The sequence below is a fragment of the Sphingorhabdus lutea genome, assembly GCF_001889025.1.
GTDB lineage: Bacteria > Pseudomonadota > Alphaproteobacteria > Sphingomonadales > Sphingomonadaceae > Sphingorhabdus_B > Sphingorhabdus_B lutea.
In genome coordinates this window covers 1,955,062-1,968,386 of sequence record NZ_CP018154.1, presented here as the reverse complement: position 1 = coordinate 1,968,386, position 13,325 = coordinate 1,955,062, and the positions used below count along the sequence as shown (strand labels likewise).

General features: G+C 44.4%; 11 protein-coding genes. 3 read left to right on the top strand and 8 right to left on the bottom strand.

Translation table 11 applies throughout. From position 1 onward, the window contains the following. Positions 1-9: 9 nt before the first annotated feature. The 6 genes from LPB140_RS09385 to LPB140_RS09360 form a co-directional block, all read right to left on the bottom strand. Positions 10-774: a 3'(2'),5'-bisphosphate nucleotidase CysQ gene (locus LPB140_RS09385; RefSeq protein WP_232223389.1), complete on the bottom strand. Its 765-nt coding sequence runs from the start codon at positions 772-774 to the stop codon at positions 10-12. Then, complete coding sequence (cysN, locus tag LPB140_RS09380; protein ID WP_072560757.1) at positions 771-2,690, bottom strand: sulfate adenylyltransferase subunit CysN; 1,920 nt, start codon at positions 2,688-2,690, stop codon at positions 771-773. Before cysN ends, LPB140_RS09385 begins: the two co-directional genes overlap by 4 nt. Before the next feature lies 1 nt (position 2,691). Further along, positions 2,692-3,618 (bottom strand): sulfate adenylyltransferase subunit CysD, encoded by a 927-nt coding sequence (gene cysD, locus LPB140_RS09375; RefSeq protein WP_072559609.1) that lies wholly within the window; start codon positions 3,616-3,618, stop codon positions 2,692-2,694. 105 nt (positions 3,619-3,723) lie between these two features. Then, the gene (locus tag LPB140_RS09370) at positions 3,724-4,722 is read right to left on the bottom strand and encodes an SDR family NAD(P)-dependent oxidoreductase (RefSeq protein ID WP_072559608.1); all 999 of its coding nucleotides are present in this window, start codon (positions 4,720-4,722) and stop codon (positions 3,724-3,726) included. Positions 4,723-4,743: 21 nt separating this feature from the next. Continuing rightward, positions 4,744-6,048, bottom strand: a complete 1,305-nt coding sequence (locus LPB140_RS09365) for a UDP-glucose dehydrogenase family protein (RefSeq protein ID WP_072559607.1) — start codon at positions 6,046-6,048, stop codon at positions 4,744-4,746. A gap of 74 nt (positions 6,049-6,122) precedes the next feature. Beyond that, on the bottom strand, positions 6,123-7,217 hold the full coding sequence (locus LPB140_RS09360) for a mannose-1-phosphate guanylyltransferase (RefSeq protein ID WP_072559606.1): 1,095 nt from the start codon (positions 7,215-7,217) through the stop codon (positions 6,123-6,125). 203 nt (positions 7,218-7,420) lie between these two features. On the opposite strand from LPB140_RS09360, the gene LPB140_RS09355 reads away from it, so the two are divergent. Genes LPB140_RS09355 through prsR form a run of 3 tightly spaced genes read left to right on the top strand, consistent with a single transcriptional unit; the run spans position 7,421 to position 12,292 of the window. Beyond that, positions 7,421-8,809, top strand: coding sequence for a TIGR03013 family XrtA/PEP-CTERM system glycosyltransferase (locus LPB140_RS09355; protein ID WP_072559605.1), 1,389 nt, complete (start codon positions 7,421-7,423; stop codon positions 8,807-8,809). Between the two features lies 1 nt (position 8,810). Then, the gene (gene prsK, locus LPB140_RS09350) at positions 8,811-10,934 is read left to right on the top strand and encodes an XrtA/PEP-CTERM system histidine kinase PrsK (protein WP_072559604.1); all 2,124 of its coding nucleotides are present in this window, start codon (positions 8,811-8,813) and stop codon (positions 10,932-10,934) included. After that, positions 10,934-12,292, top strand: coding sequence for a PEP-CTERM-box response regulator transcription factor (prsR, locus tag LPB140_RS09345; protein ID WP_072559603.1), 1,359 nt, complete (start codon positions 10,934-10,936; stop codon positions 12,290-12,292). The genes prsK and prsR overlap by 1 nt, the downstream gene beginning before the upstream one ends. Before the next feature lie 18 nt (positions 12,293-12,310). Here prsR and LPB140_RS09340 read toward each other — a convergent pair whose 3' ends face one another. Together LPB140_RS09340 and LPB140_RS09335 are read right to left on the bottom strand one after the other, a co-directional pair. Then, complete coding sequence (locus tag LPB140_RS09340; protein WP_072559602.1) at positions 12,311-12,652, bottom strand: GntR family transcriptional regulator; 342 nt, start codon at positions 12,650-12,652, stop codon at positions 12,311-12,313. Positions 12,653-12,732: 80 nt separating this feature from the next. Beyond that, positions 12,733-13,314 carry a nitroreductase family protein gene (locus LPB140_RS09335; protein ID WP_072559601.1) on the bottom strand — a complete coding sequence of 194 codons (582 nt, stop codon included), beginning with the start codon at positions 13,312-13,314 and terminating at the stop codon, positions 12,733-12,735. Positions 13,315-13,325: the final 11 nt, after the last annotated feature.

Sequence of the window (13,325 nt, the reverse complement as noted above, 5' to 3'; positions counted from 1 at the left end):
ATAATATAATTATTTATCATTTAATATTAATAATATTTCTACGCTTAATTCTGGTCTGCAAATTAACAGGTCGGGGATAAAAACATTATCTTGATTATAGATAAGCGCGCTGCCATCAATGCGGGAGCAATGAAGCCCCGCCGCCGCCGCAATGGCAATGGGCGCGCAATTATCCCATTCATATTGGCCGCCCTCATGCACATAGCAATCGGCCATGCCCTGAACCACGGCCATTGCCTTTACCCCTGCTGATCCCATGGGGAGCATTTCAGCATTTAGGGCGGTTTGTAATTTATCCGCGCAGGGGACATTTCTTGTCCTGCTGACCGCCAATTTTACTGTTTTTGCATCAGTTGCCACTTGGCCGCGATATGGGTTGATCTGGCTATCAAATAATTGGTCACGCGCGGGCAGGGAGACTGCGCCAATATTTGGCTGATTATCAATGGATAGCGCAATATGCACTGCCCAATCGTCGCGCCCCTCACTATATTCTCTTGTGCCGTCCAACGGGTCAATAATCCAACATCGGCTGTGTCCTAGGCGCGATTTATCATCGCTGCTTTCTTCGGATAAAATGGCGTCTTGGGGGCGGTGTTGGTGCAAAATGGACAAAATCCAATCATTTGCCTGTTTATCACCGGCCTTTCCCAATATTTTGCCGCTTAATCCCGAATTTGCGGCAATGTCCAACAATATGCCCCCTGCGCCTTGGGCAAGGAATCTTGCAAGTTGCAAGTCGCTGCAATCCGCATTGATGGTCATTTTGGTCATTTCAATATTGTCTCAACAATCAAATTTGCGGCATCTTCGGAAGAAAGCTTGGCCGTGTCGATATATATTTCAGGATTTTCCGGCTTTTCATAGGGGCTATCTATACCGGTAAAGTTTTTAAGCTCCCCTGCGCGGGCCTTTTTATATAATCCTTTGACGTCACGCTGCTCGGCCACTTTAATTGAAGTGTCGATGAAAATTTCAATAAATTCACCCTCTGGCATCATTTTACGCGCCATTTCACGTTCTGCACGGAAAGGAGAAATAAAGGCGGTCAACACAATTAAACCCGCATCGGTCATTAACTTGCCAACCTCTGCAATTCGGCGGATATTTTCCACGCGGTCTTTGTCCGTAAAGCCCAAATCACGGTTTAACCCATGACGCACATTGTCCCCATCCAATAGGAAACTATGCTTGCCGCGATCATAAAGCTGTTTTTCGACCAAATTGGCGATGGTGGATTTGCCCGATCCAGACAGGCCCGTAAACCAAAGCAGGCGAGGGCGCTGTCCCTTTTGCTGGGCATGGGCGGCCTTATCAACATCAATATTTTGCCAATGGATATTTTGGCTGCGGCGTAGTGCAAAATTTATCGTGCCGGCGGCGACCGTGGCATTGGTTGCACGGTCAATTAAAATAAAGCCGCCCAAATCGCGATTATCAGCATAGCTTTCAAAACATATATCTCGATCGGTGGATAGGGTGCAAACCGCAATATCATTTAATGACATGTCCTTTGCGGCCAATTTACTGGCATTATTGATGTCATATTTATATTTTGGCGGTTGTAATGTGGCGGTGCAGCTTTGGCTGGCCAATTTCATTGCATAGGCACGGCCCGGCAGCATTGCGGTTTCATCCATCCAAAAAATGGTGGTTTCAAATTGGCTGGCCATTTGGGGCGGCGCATCGGCAATCGCGATAATATCACCGCGCGATGCATCAATCTCATCTTCTAGGGTAAGGGTAATGGATTGGCCCTTTGCCGCGCTTTGTAATTCGCCATCAAAGGTAATGATGGATTTGACCTTGCTGCGCTTTCCAGAGGCGACAATGCGTATCTCGCTACCCTTATGCACTGTGCCGCTGCTTATTTGCCCAGAAAAGCCTCTAAAATCCAAATTGGGACGATTAACCCATTGGACGGGCATTGTGAAATCATCTTCTTTGTTATTATCGGCATTATCGACATCTCCCGCTATGGGGCAATGTTCCAAATATGAAATCAGATTTGGTCCATCATACCATGGCATATTGGGTGATGGCGCAATAATATTATCACCTTTAAGTGCGGATAGGGGGATTGCATCAAAATTCTCAATCCCAATTTGGCCTGCATATGCACCAAATTCCGCGGCGATATTATCAAAAATTTCCTGCGAATAATCCATTAAATCAATTTTATTCACGGCAAGAAGGATATTTTTAATCCCCAATAAATGCGCTAGAAAACTGTGCCTACGGGTTTGGGGCAAAATGGATTTACGCGCATCAACCAACAAAATGGCAAGGTCCGCCGTCGATGCGCCGGTAACCATATTGCGCGTATATTGCTCATGCCCCGGGGTATCTGCGACAATGAATTTGCGTTTTTCGGTGGAAAAGAAACGATAGGCGACATCAATGGTAATGCCTTGTTCGCGTTCCGCCGCCAACCCGTCCACCAGCAGGGCAAAGTCTATATCGCCGCCCTGTGTGCCGACTTTTTTACTGTCGCTTTCCAAACTGGCCAATTGATCGTCAAAAATCATTTTGCAATCATATAGCATTCGGCCAATTAAGGTGGATTTTCCATCATCGACAGAGCCGCAAGTTATGAAGCGAAGCAATTGTTTTGATTGATGTAATTGTAAATATTGATCAATATCTTGGGCGATTAAATCATCGGGTTTGAACGAAGGATGCTGTGCCATATTAAAAATATCCTTCCTGTTTTTTTGCTTCCATTGATGCATTGCTTTGCGTGTCAATGGCACGGCCCTGACGCTCGCTACTGGTGGTAAGAAGCATTTCCTGAACCACCTCAGAAATTGTCGTGGCGCTGCTTTCCACCGCGCCAGTTAAGGGGTAACAGCCCAAGGTGCGAAAGCGGATGGAGCGCATTTTCGGGCTTTCATTTGGCAATAATGGAAAACGTTCATCATCGACCATCAATAATAATCCATCACGTTCAACCGTGGGGCGCGGTGCGGAGAGATATAAAGGCACAATGTCAATATTTTCGCGCATTATATATAACCAAATGTCCAATTCGGTCCAATTGGATAATGGGAAAATGCGGATGCTTTCTCCATCATTTTTACGCGCATTATATATATTCCATATTTCGGGGCGCTGTCTTTTGGGGTCCCATCTATGCTGCGCTGTGCGGAAAGAAAATACACGTTCCTTTGCACGGCTTTTTTCTTCATCGCGCCTTGCGCCCCCAAATGCTGCGTCAAATCCATATATGTCCAATGCCTGTTTCAACCCTTCGGTTTTCCACATGTCGGTATGCAGGCTGCCATGGTCAAATGGGTTGATATTTTGCGCCATTGCTTCGGGATTTTTATGCACAATCAATTGCATATTTGCTTTAACTGCGGCGCTTTCGCGCATTGCATACATGGCCTGAAATTTCCATGTTGTGTCCACATGTAATAAAGGAAATGGCGGCGGGGAGGGGTAAAAAGCCTTACGCGCCAAATGCAGCATGACCGCGCTATCCTTACCAATACTGTAAAGCATGACGGGATTTTTCGCCTCGGCCATTACTTCACGCATGATGAATATCGCCTCGGCTTCAAGGCGATCTAAATGGCTTAATTGCGGTGCATCTGCGCTTATTTCTTGATTTATCATGATGTTTGCAATTCACCCCAATAAGGTGAATATACAACATCGAATTACTTTAATAACATAAAATTATACTATTCAAGTAAGAAAATAATACAATATTATAATAACTTATTTGATGTTCTTATATGATTTATACCAATTGACGAAAGCTGGAATCCCTGCGTCCAATGATGTGGTGGGGGCATAGCCATGGTCTTTTTGGATGGCATCAATATCGGCATAGGTGGCGGGCACATCGCCTGCCTGCATCTCCATATAAATTTTTTCGGCTGTTTTGCCGCATGCCTGTTCAATGGTTTCGATTAGCGTGGAAAGCTGTTCGGGCTTATTATTGCCAATATTATATATTGCATGACATGCCTTGCTGCCGCCTGCTTTGATACTGCCATCATTTTTGGGCGGGTTGGCCGCCACTGCAATAATGCCGCTGACTATATCGTCAATATAGGTGAAATCGCGCATCATTTTACCATGATTGAAAATTTTAATGGGCCGGTCATTCATAATGGCATCGGTGAACAACCATACCGCCATTTCTGGACGCCCCCATGGGCCATAAACGGTAAAAAACCGCAGGCCGGTTAGGGCAATTCCATATAAATGGGCATAGGTTTCGCTCATCAACTCATCCGCCTTTTTGGTCGCGGCATATAATGAAATAGGGTGATCGACACGGTCATCAACGCTAAATGGTATTTTCTCATTCTCCCCATAAACTGAGGAAGATGAAGCATAGGCCATGGATGTCACCTTGCGGTGGCGGGCCAGTTCCAACATATTAAGGTGGCCGACAATATTGGATTCAATATATGCGTGCGGATTTTCAATCGAATAACGCACGCCGGGCTGCGCCCCCAAATGGATGATGGAGGTAAATTTGTGATTGTTTAACGCTGCATCCAATGCATGGCGATCGGCAAAATCCACTTTCAAAAATGTGAATTGTTCTCCAAATTTGGTAAGTTCATTCAATCTCGCCTGTTTTAATGCCGGATCATAATAATCATTGATGATATCAATTCCGATGACATTTTTGCCATCGTTTAAAAGCCGAAGGCATGTGTGAAAACCGATAAAACCAGCCGCGCCGGTGACAAGGATGCTCATAATATAATCCTTTTGTTCAAATTAAACACGGCCAATGGCAAAATATCGGAAACCTGCTTTTTCGGCTTCGTCCTTGCTGTAAATATTACGTAGGTCGATTAACGCATCACCCGACATTTCTTGTTTCACTCTGTCCAATTGCAGGGCGCGATACGCATCCCATTCGGTAATGATAACCACCGCTTCGGCGTCTTTAATCGCCAAATATGGGTCTTCGCACATTTGAATATCGGGCATGATATGTGACGCTTCCTCCATGCCTTCGGGATCATGGGCGCAAATGATGGCGCCGGCATCCTGTAATGTTTGGACAATGGTAATTGATGGCGCATCGCGCATATCATCTGTATTCGGCTTAAAGGTAAGGCCCAATATGCCAATTTTTTTGCCGCGAACATCGCCGTCCAATGCGGCAATAACCTTGCGGCCCATGGCACGTTTGCGCAGGTCATTTGCCTGAACCACGGCCTCTACAATGCGCACGGGGCTTTCATAATCCTGTGCTGTTTTTAATAATGCCAACGTGTCCTTTGGAAAACAGCTGCCGCCATAGCCAGGACCAGCATGCAAAAATTTTGGCCCAATTCGATTGTCCAGCCCAATGCCGCGCGATACATCCTGAACATTTGCGCCGACCTTTTCACATAAATCGGCCATTTCATTGATGAAGGTGATTTTGGTCGCCAAAAATGCATTGGCGGCATATTTTATCAATTCGGCGGATTTACGGCTGGTAAATAATATGGGCGATTCATTTAAAAATAAGGGGCGGTAAATGGCGTGCATCACCTTTTGCGCCCATTTTACCTCTGTTCCGATGACGATACGATCGGGGCGTTTGAAATCGCCAATTGCCGCGCCCTCGCGCAGAAATTCTGGATTAGAAACAACCGCAAATTTTGCATCGGGGCGTATGTCGCGGATGATTCTTTCCACCTCATCACCCGTGCCCACGGGAACGGTGGATTTGGTAACAATGACGGATTTGTCATCCATATATTCGCCAATTTCTTCGGCGACGGCATAAACAAAGCTTAAATCCGCATGGCCGTCTCCACGGCGTGATGGCGTGCCAACCGCAATGAATATGGCATCTGCTCCTTTAATGCCTTCTTTTAACGATGTGGAAAATTTCAACCGGTTTGCCTCCACATTTTTGCGCACCAATGTGGCAAGGCCGGGTTCAAATATCGGCATGATATTATCGTTCAGGCGTGCAATTTTGCTTTCATCCTTGTCAACGCAAACGACATCATGGCCAAAATCCGCGAAACATGCGCCGGAAACCAACCCAACATAGCCCGAACCGATCATTGCAATTTTCATTATTTATTCCATCTATTTATGCATTATTCATCGCAATATATATGCGATAATGGCTAATATTTATTTATGCTATATTATTCCGAAGCCTTGCGGGCAAGCTGTGCCTGACCTCTTGGCATAATTAAAATATGGCCGTTTGATTCAATGATGGTCAAATTTTCAATGCCAATAGCGGTAATGCTGCATTTATCGGCGTGGATAAGCACATTATGACTATCAATAAATTTATTTCCCGAAACTTGTTGCGGCCCAATAATAATATTTTTGTCATCATCGGGCGATGATATATCGGCAATGGCATCCCAATTGCCAATATCTGACCAACCCATTTGAACTGGAATAACACCAATATTATATGCCAATTCCATCACCGCATGATCAATGGAGATGGAAGGGCAATCGTGCATTGCCTGTAATTCAGGGGTGAAGCAGTTTTTATCGGCCGCCTTTGCCTGCCACGCAATGGAAATATAATGCGTTAATTCGGCTTGATATGATTGCAGGCATGCCAAAATATTTTTGGCTGTGAACATAAATATTCCCGCATTCCACAGATATTTTTGACTATCCACCATTTTTTGCGCGGTTTCCGCATCCGGTTTTTCGACAAATTGGTCAACATGATGCACTTGGCGAACATCATCCCTATTATCACCAATTTTTATATATCCATAACCGGTTTCTGGACGATCGGGTGTAATTCCAATGGTGATTAATGCTTTTTTTAGGCAAAGACCTGCGCTTAACCTTACTGCGTTTTGAAAGGCATTAACATCTTTAATGGCATGATCGCTGGGCATGACCAACATCACAATATTATCACCATATTTATCCTGTGCATATTGCGCGGCTAGGCCAATTGCAGGGGCGGTGTTTCGTGCAATGGGTTCGGCAATAATATCATATTCTTGTAAATTCATTGCGGCGCATTCACCGCGAATTAAATCAACATGCTGTACATTGCCAATAATTAAGGGTGCGGCGAAATTGCTTTCATTTCTGCATCTGTTTAATGTTTGTTGTAACAAACTATGTTCGCTGTCTAAACGATGAAATTGCTTTGGCTTATCTTGCGTGGAAAGCGGCCAAAGGCGGCTGCCCGAACCACCCGATAAAATAACGGGCAATATGGTTATATTTTCCAATAGGGGAGTGTTATTATCATTCATGTCATGCTGTTTATCATCAAGGACATAAAAAAAGGTTATCAAAAATAAATTTTACTATCAAATATGATAAATCATATATTTATGATAATATATACATTCAATATCAATAAGTTAATTTTTTTTTGTAAAAGTAACCGACACTTTACCTTTTGACTGTAAATCATGTTTAATCGTAATTTTATTCATGGTTAGGCATCAATTAAGTGCTGAGATTATTTAAACATTATATCCCTTATCCCGTCTTGTTCCTGGCGATAACGGATTTTGTATTATTATTGGCCGCAGCCGAGGTTGCGTGGATTATTCGCGCGCAACAAATTGGCATGACAGTTGATTTTATTGGCAATCGTATGGCGCCTTTATTTTCCTTTGCCTGTAGCGTCCAAATAGCCAGCATCGCAGTGGGTGTATATAGCACCGAATCGCTTCAATCATTGCGTTTTGCCATTGCGCGAATGTTGGTTGCTGTGTCGCTTGGTGTTATATTCATGGCGATTATGGCCTTTGCCATTCCCGGAATGACATTATGGCGGTCCAATTCCATTTATGCCATGGGGCTTGCCTTTGCCTTTGTTGCGGCCACACGTATATTATTGGGAGGGTTAATCGGCACAGAGGCGTTTAAGCGCCGTTTGATTATATTGGGCGCGGGCGCAAGGGCACAGCGGATAAAGGAGTTGGAAAGCCAGCCTGGATCGGGATTTGTCGTCGTGGGTTATATTGGCATGACCAATGGTGAAAAAGTTATTCCAGAGGCGATTGATCGCGGCGCAATTTATAATTTGGCCGATTATGTGGTGAAATTGGGCGCAAGTGAGGTTGTGCTTGCGCTTGAGGAACGGCGCAACGCCCTGCCTTTGGATGATTTGCTGCGCATTAAAACCACGGGCGTCCACGTAAATGATTTATCGACATTTTTGGAACGGGAAACCGGCCGAATTGATTTGGATAGCGTGAACCCAAGTTGGTTGATTTTTTCAGATGGATTTTCATCGGGTCGGCGCATTTCCACCATTGGAAAAAGATTATTTGATTTAATTGTCAGCATGTTAATTTTAATTTTAACCGGGCCGATTATCCTTTTATTTGCGATATTGGTTAAGTTGGAAAGCAAAGGTCCGGCATTTTATCGGCAAAATAGGGTGGGGTTATTTGGCCAAAATTATGACATCATCAAATTACGTTCGATGCGCGAGGATGCCGAACATGGCGGTAAAGCGATATGGGCGGCAAAGGATGACCCGCGTATTACACTGGTCGGGCGGTTTATTCGTAAAGTGCGAATTGATGAACTGCCCCAATGTTGGTCAGTGTTAAAAGGAGAGATGAGTTTTGTAGGGCCACGTCCAGAGCGCCCGGAATTTGTTTCTGATTTAGAAAAGAAAATTCCATTTTATGCCGAACGCCATATGGTAAAACCGGGCATAACTGGATGGGCACAGGTTAATTTTCCCTATGGTTCATCCATTGATGATGCGCGGCAAAAATTGGAATATGATCTTTATTATGCAAAAAATTATACCCCATTTTTGGATATAGTTATTTTGCTGCAAACTTTGCGCGTGGTCCTGTGGCCCGATGGGGCGCGGTAATATGTTAGAAATTTTGGCAAATCTTTCATTTTGGGGGCATTTAACCGCCGCCTTTGCTTATGTCATGATGGCGATATGGTTGCTGCATAAATATGGCAGCAGCAGCGCAAAGCAATTAATGATGATTATCGCCCTGTCGGTAACGGCAATTTGGGCATTTGCCACGACAGTTTCGGGTGTGAACACCATTTATGCGCAGGCAACGGAAACCGTGCGTAATTTGGCATGGTTCAGCTTTTTATTCTTTTTATTAAAAGGCGAAGATACCGAAGAACAACCCAGAACGGTGAATATATTATATGCCGTTGTTGCCGCCATTTTGATGATCCAATTGGGTGTGGATTTGGCGACCCATTTTATATTTAATGCGGGAAATAATGTCGCGGTTGCGATTTCTTCGCTTATTTTGCGGGTGTTATTTGCCATTGGGGCGTTGGTCGCGCTGCATAATATTTATACCATAACCGCGCCAATGGCCCGTTGGGGGATTAACCTGCCTTTGGCGGCGTTAACATCCATGTGGGCATTTGACCTTAATTTATATACAATTGCATATTTAACCCGCGAAATTCCAATTGAGCTTCAGGCGACACGCGGGATAATGATGGCGATAATCGCGCCGATTTTCATTATCGCATCACGCCGGAACAGCGCATGGAAATTTCGACTTTCGCGCAGTGTGGCCTTTCAATCGGTATCCCTCATCGCCATTGGTATATATTTATTATTAATGTTGTTTTTGGCGACATTATTGGAATTTTTCTTTGAAGATTATGCCGCATTGGCACAGATTACCTTGATTTTCGGTATGTCGGTTGGCGCTTTGCTTATCCTGCCATCGGGTAAGTTTCGTTCGTGGCTGCGCGTGTTCATTGCCAAACATTTTTTTCAGCATCGATATGATTATCGTTCCGAATGGATGCGTTTTGCCGATACTATTGGCTTTCCAGGGGAAGAAAATACGCCCTTTCATGAACGTATAGTCAAGGCAATGGCCGATATTATGGATTGCCCATCGGGTTTATTATTAACCCCGACAAATGATAAACAATTAAATTTACAAGCAAGATGGAATTGGCGCACCGCCGATGTTCCTGCAATTCCGGCAACAAAACATAGTGCGTCATATTTTGAAAATACAAAATATATCGTCAATTTGGATGATGCGCGCGCAGGAACGGATAATAAAATTGACCCGACCGCCATTCCCAATTGGTTATATGAACAGGAAAATGCGTGGTTAATGTTGCCATTGGTCCATTTTGGTAAATTAACTGGTCTTATCATTTTGGCAAAACCACGCATTATGCGCGGGCTGGATTGGGAGGATTTGGACATGATCCGCACGGTCAGCCGCCAATTGGCGAGTTATTTGGCCGAGGCCAGCAGCCAAAGGCAATTGATTGAAAGCCGGCAATTTACCGAATTTAACCGTCGATTTGCCTTTATCATGCATGATATAAAAAATCTGGTCAGTCAATTAAGCATATTGGCACGCAATGCCGAAAAACATGCCGATAAACCGGAATTTCGCGCCGATATGATTGATACATTAAAATCTTCAGTGGAGAAGATGAACGCATTATTAGCGCGGCTTTCATCACATAATAAGGCGGTGGTAAAGCCGCTTATTGCCATGGATATTGGCGAAATTGTTCTAAAATCGGTCCATTCCAAACGATTGCTGCACCCCATGATGGTAAATGTAAGCGAGGGATTATTCGCTATGATTGATGCAGAGCGTCTGGAAACGATTTTAAACCATTTATTGCAAAATGCCATTGAGGCAACCGATGATGGTTCACCTATTGATATCAATGCCAAAAAATTGGGTGAAAATATTGAAATAACGGTACAAGATAATGGTTCAGGGATGAGCGAACATTTTGTTGCAAATGATTTGTTCCGGCCATTTCATTCATCAAAAGCAGATGGATTTGGTATTGGTGCATATGAAGCATTGACGTTGACCAAATCATTGGGCGGCGAATTAAAAGTGATGAGCAAATTGGGCGAAGGCACAAAATTCATCATTTCCATCCCAATTGAAAATAATAAACAGGCAAAAACAGATAATGCAAAAACAGATTATATTGATGATGCCAACCATGAAGGATCAATTTAATGACCAGTGAAACCCGCAAATTATTGATTGTTGAGGATGATCCGGGCCTGCAAAAACAATTAAAATGGTCTTATGAGGATTTTGAGGTATTTTGCGCATCCAATCGTAAAGAGGCGCTTGATATTTTACGCAGCGAAGAACCCGATATTGTGACATTGGACCTTGGCCTGCCGCCTGATCCCGATGGTGTGACAGAGGGATTTGCGGCATTGGAGGAAATATTAAAATTAAAACCCGATACTAAAGTGATTGTGGCATCGGGCCATAGCTCCAACGAAGCGGCAATGTCAGCCATTTCCGCAGGTGCATGGGATTTTTACCAAAAACCGGTTGATATTGATGAGCTACATTTAATCGTCAATCGTGCCTTTCATGTGCGGTCTTTGGAAAAACGTAAGGAATTTTTGGAACAACAGGGCAATGGCAAGGATTTTGTCCTTGGCAATATTTTGACCGGCGCGCCGGAAATGATAAAAATCGCCAATACAATTGAACGTGTGGCCAACACATCGGTGTCGGTCATGCTATTGGGTGGCAGCGGCACGGGCAAGGAATTATTGGCGCGCGGCCTGCATAATATTAGCGATCGGCGTGATAAACCCTTTATTGCCATAAATTGCGGTGCGATTCCTGAAACCTTGTTGGAATCGGAGCTTTTCGGGCATGAAAAGGGTGCATTTACTGGCGCGGTAAAGACCGTTGTCGGCCGGATTGAAACCGCAAATGGCGGGACATTATTTTTGGACGAAGTTGGCGATATTCCCCTTGCGTTACAGGTGAAATTGCTGCGTTTCCTTCAAGAAAGAGTGATTGAACGAATTGGCGGGCGCAAAAGCATCCCCATTGATGTGCGGGTGGTTTGTGCAACGCATAGAAATTTGAATCAGATGATTGCTGCGCAAGAATTTCGGGATGATTTATATTTTCGTTTGGCCGAAATCACGGTTCAAATCCCGTCATTAAAGGATCGCACGGGCGATGCGGTTTTATTGGCAAAGCATTTTTTGAATAAATTTGCAGCCGAAATGAACCCCAGTGTGAAGGGTTTCCGGCCAGAGGCGTTAACCGTGATTGATCAATGGACATGGCCTGGCAATGTGAGGGAGCTTGAAAATAAAATAAAGCGCGCGGTAATTATGGCCGATGACCGTCTTATTTCATCTGATTTATTAGAGATTGATGAGGATGATGAGCAGGAATTCCTTAATTTAAAGGCCGCGAGGGAACAGGCCGACCGCAAGGCGATTTACCGCGCAATTTCCCGCACCGATGGTAATATCAGCAATGCTGCTAAATTATTGGGGATTAGCAGGCCGACCTTATATGATTTGTTAAAACAATATAATATTGAAACATGATTTTTACAAAAATAAGGTTTAACGCGATATATTATTAAGGTCTTCAATATTAAGGTTAAGCTGGTCCATTTTTCGGCATATTTTGGGCCAGATTTCCTGAATAAATTTTTCGCGCTCTGTCTGTTTTAATTTTTGGCGCGCGCCGGATGAAATTTTCAAACCGACCCCGCGTTGAACCGCCACCAAATTTGCGTCCTGAAAAAATTGATATGCCTTGGCCACGGTCAGTGGGTTTGCGCCCTGTTCCAACGCCATGGCGCGAACCGATGGTAAAAAATCACCCTCCACATATTTACCGTCAATAATCGCGTCGATAATATATTGGCGAAGATTAAGATAAAGGGGTTGTTTGCGGTTCATGCTGCCTTACTGCCATAATAAAATATTATAGGTCAAGCATACGCCATTTACGCAAATAATTTATATAAAGGGCGCGGGGATCATTCCGGCCAATAGGAAATTAAATCATCGACATCTGGCCGGGGCCTTTCCTGTAACTTTTCGCCAGGGCTGCCCAAAAAGAAAAATCCGGCAATGCGTTCTTCATCTTTGCAAAATGCCACACGCACCGCCTCATCATATGCGGCCCATCCGGTAATCCAACTGCCCACATATCCTCTTATATGCACCGCATGGAGCAGGTTCATGCCGACCGCGCCGGTGCTTAACATTTGTTCCCATGCCGGAATGCTGGCATGCGGTTTTAAACTATGCACCAATATCACCAAAGATGGGGCATGATCTGCCATGTTAATGGCGGCGGATATTTGGCCGTCCCGCGCATCGGGATTATTGGCAATAAAGGCATCGGATAAAATCTGCTTAAACCTATCGCGCCCATGTGATGGGACGATGATAAACCGCCAGGGTGATAATTTGCCATGATCGGGCGTGCGCATGGCAGCGGCGCACATTTCGCGCAGTTCATTATCATTTGGCGCAGGTTCAACCATTTCGCGCGGTCGCCCGGAACGGCGGGTGTCAAAATAGCCTTTTAATGAGTGCAGATTATTAAATTCCATAAAAATGGAGA

Excerpts from the sequence above, each read along its gene's own strand:
- LPB140_RS09385 (WP_232223389.1), bottom strand. The coding sequence starts at position 774 with ATGACCAAAATGACCATCAATGCGGATTGCAGCGACTTGCAACTTGCA.
- cysN (WP_072560757.1), bottom strand. The coding sequence starts at position 2,690 with ATGGCACAGCATCCTTCGTTCAAACCCGATGATTTAATCGCCCAAGAT.
- cysD (WP_072559609.1), bottom strand. The coding sequence starts at position 3,618 with ATGATAAATCAAGAAATAAGCGCAGATGCACCGCAATTAAGCCATTTA.
- LPB140_RS09370 (WP_072559608.1), bottom strand. The coding sequence starts at position 4,722 with ATGAGCATCCTTGTCACCGGCGCGGCTGGTTTTATCGGTTTTCACACA.
- LPB140_RS09365 (WP_072559607.1), bottom strand. The coding sequence starts at position 6,048 with ATGAAAATTGCAATGATCGGTTCGGGCTATGTTGGGTTGGTTTCCGGC.
- LPB140_RS09360 (WP_072559606.1), bottom strand. The coding sequence starts at position 7,217 with ATGAATGATAATAACACTCCCCTATTGGAAAATATAACCATATTGCCC.
- prsK (WP_072559604.1), top strand. The coding sequence starts at position 8,811 with ATGTTAGAAATTTTGGCAAATCTTTCATTTTGGGGGCATTTAACCGCC.
- prsR (WP_072559603.1), top strand. The coding sequence starts at position 10,934 with ATGACCAGTGAAACCCGCAAATTATTGATTGTTGAGGATGATCCGGGC.
- LPB140_RS09340 (WP_072559602.1), bottom strand. The coding sequence starts at position 12,652 with ATGAACCGCAAACAACCCCTTTATCTTAATCTTCGCCAATATATTATC.
- LPB140_RS09335 (WP_072559601.1), bottom strand. The coding sequence starts at position 13,314 with ATGGAATTTAATAATCTGCACTCATTAAAAGGCTATTTTGACACCCGC.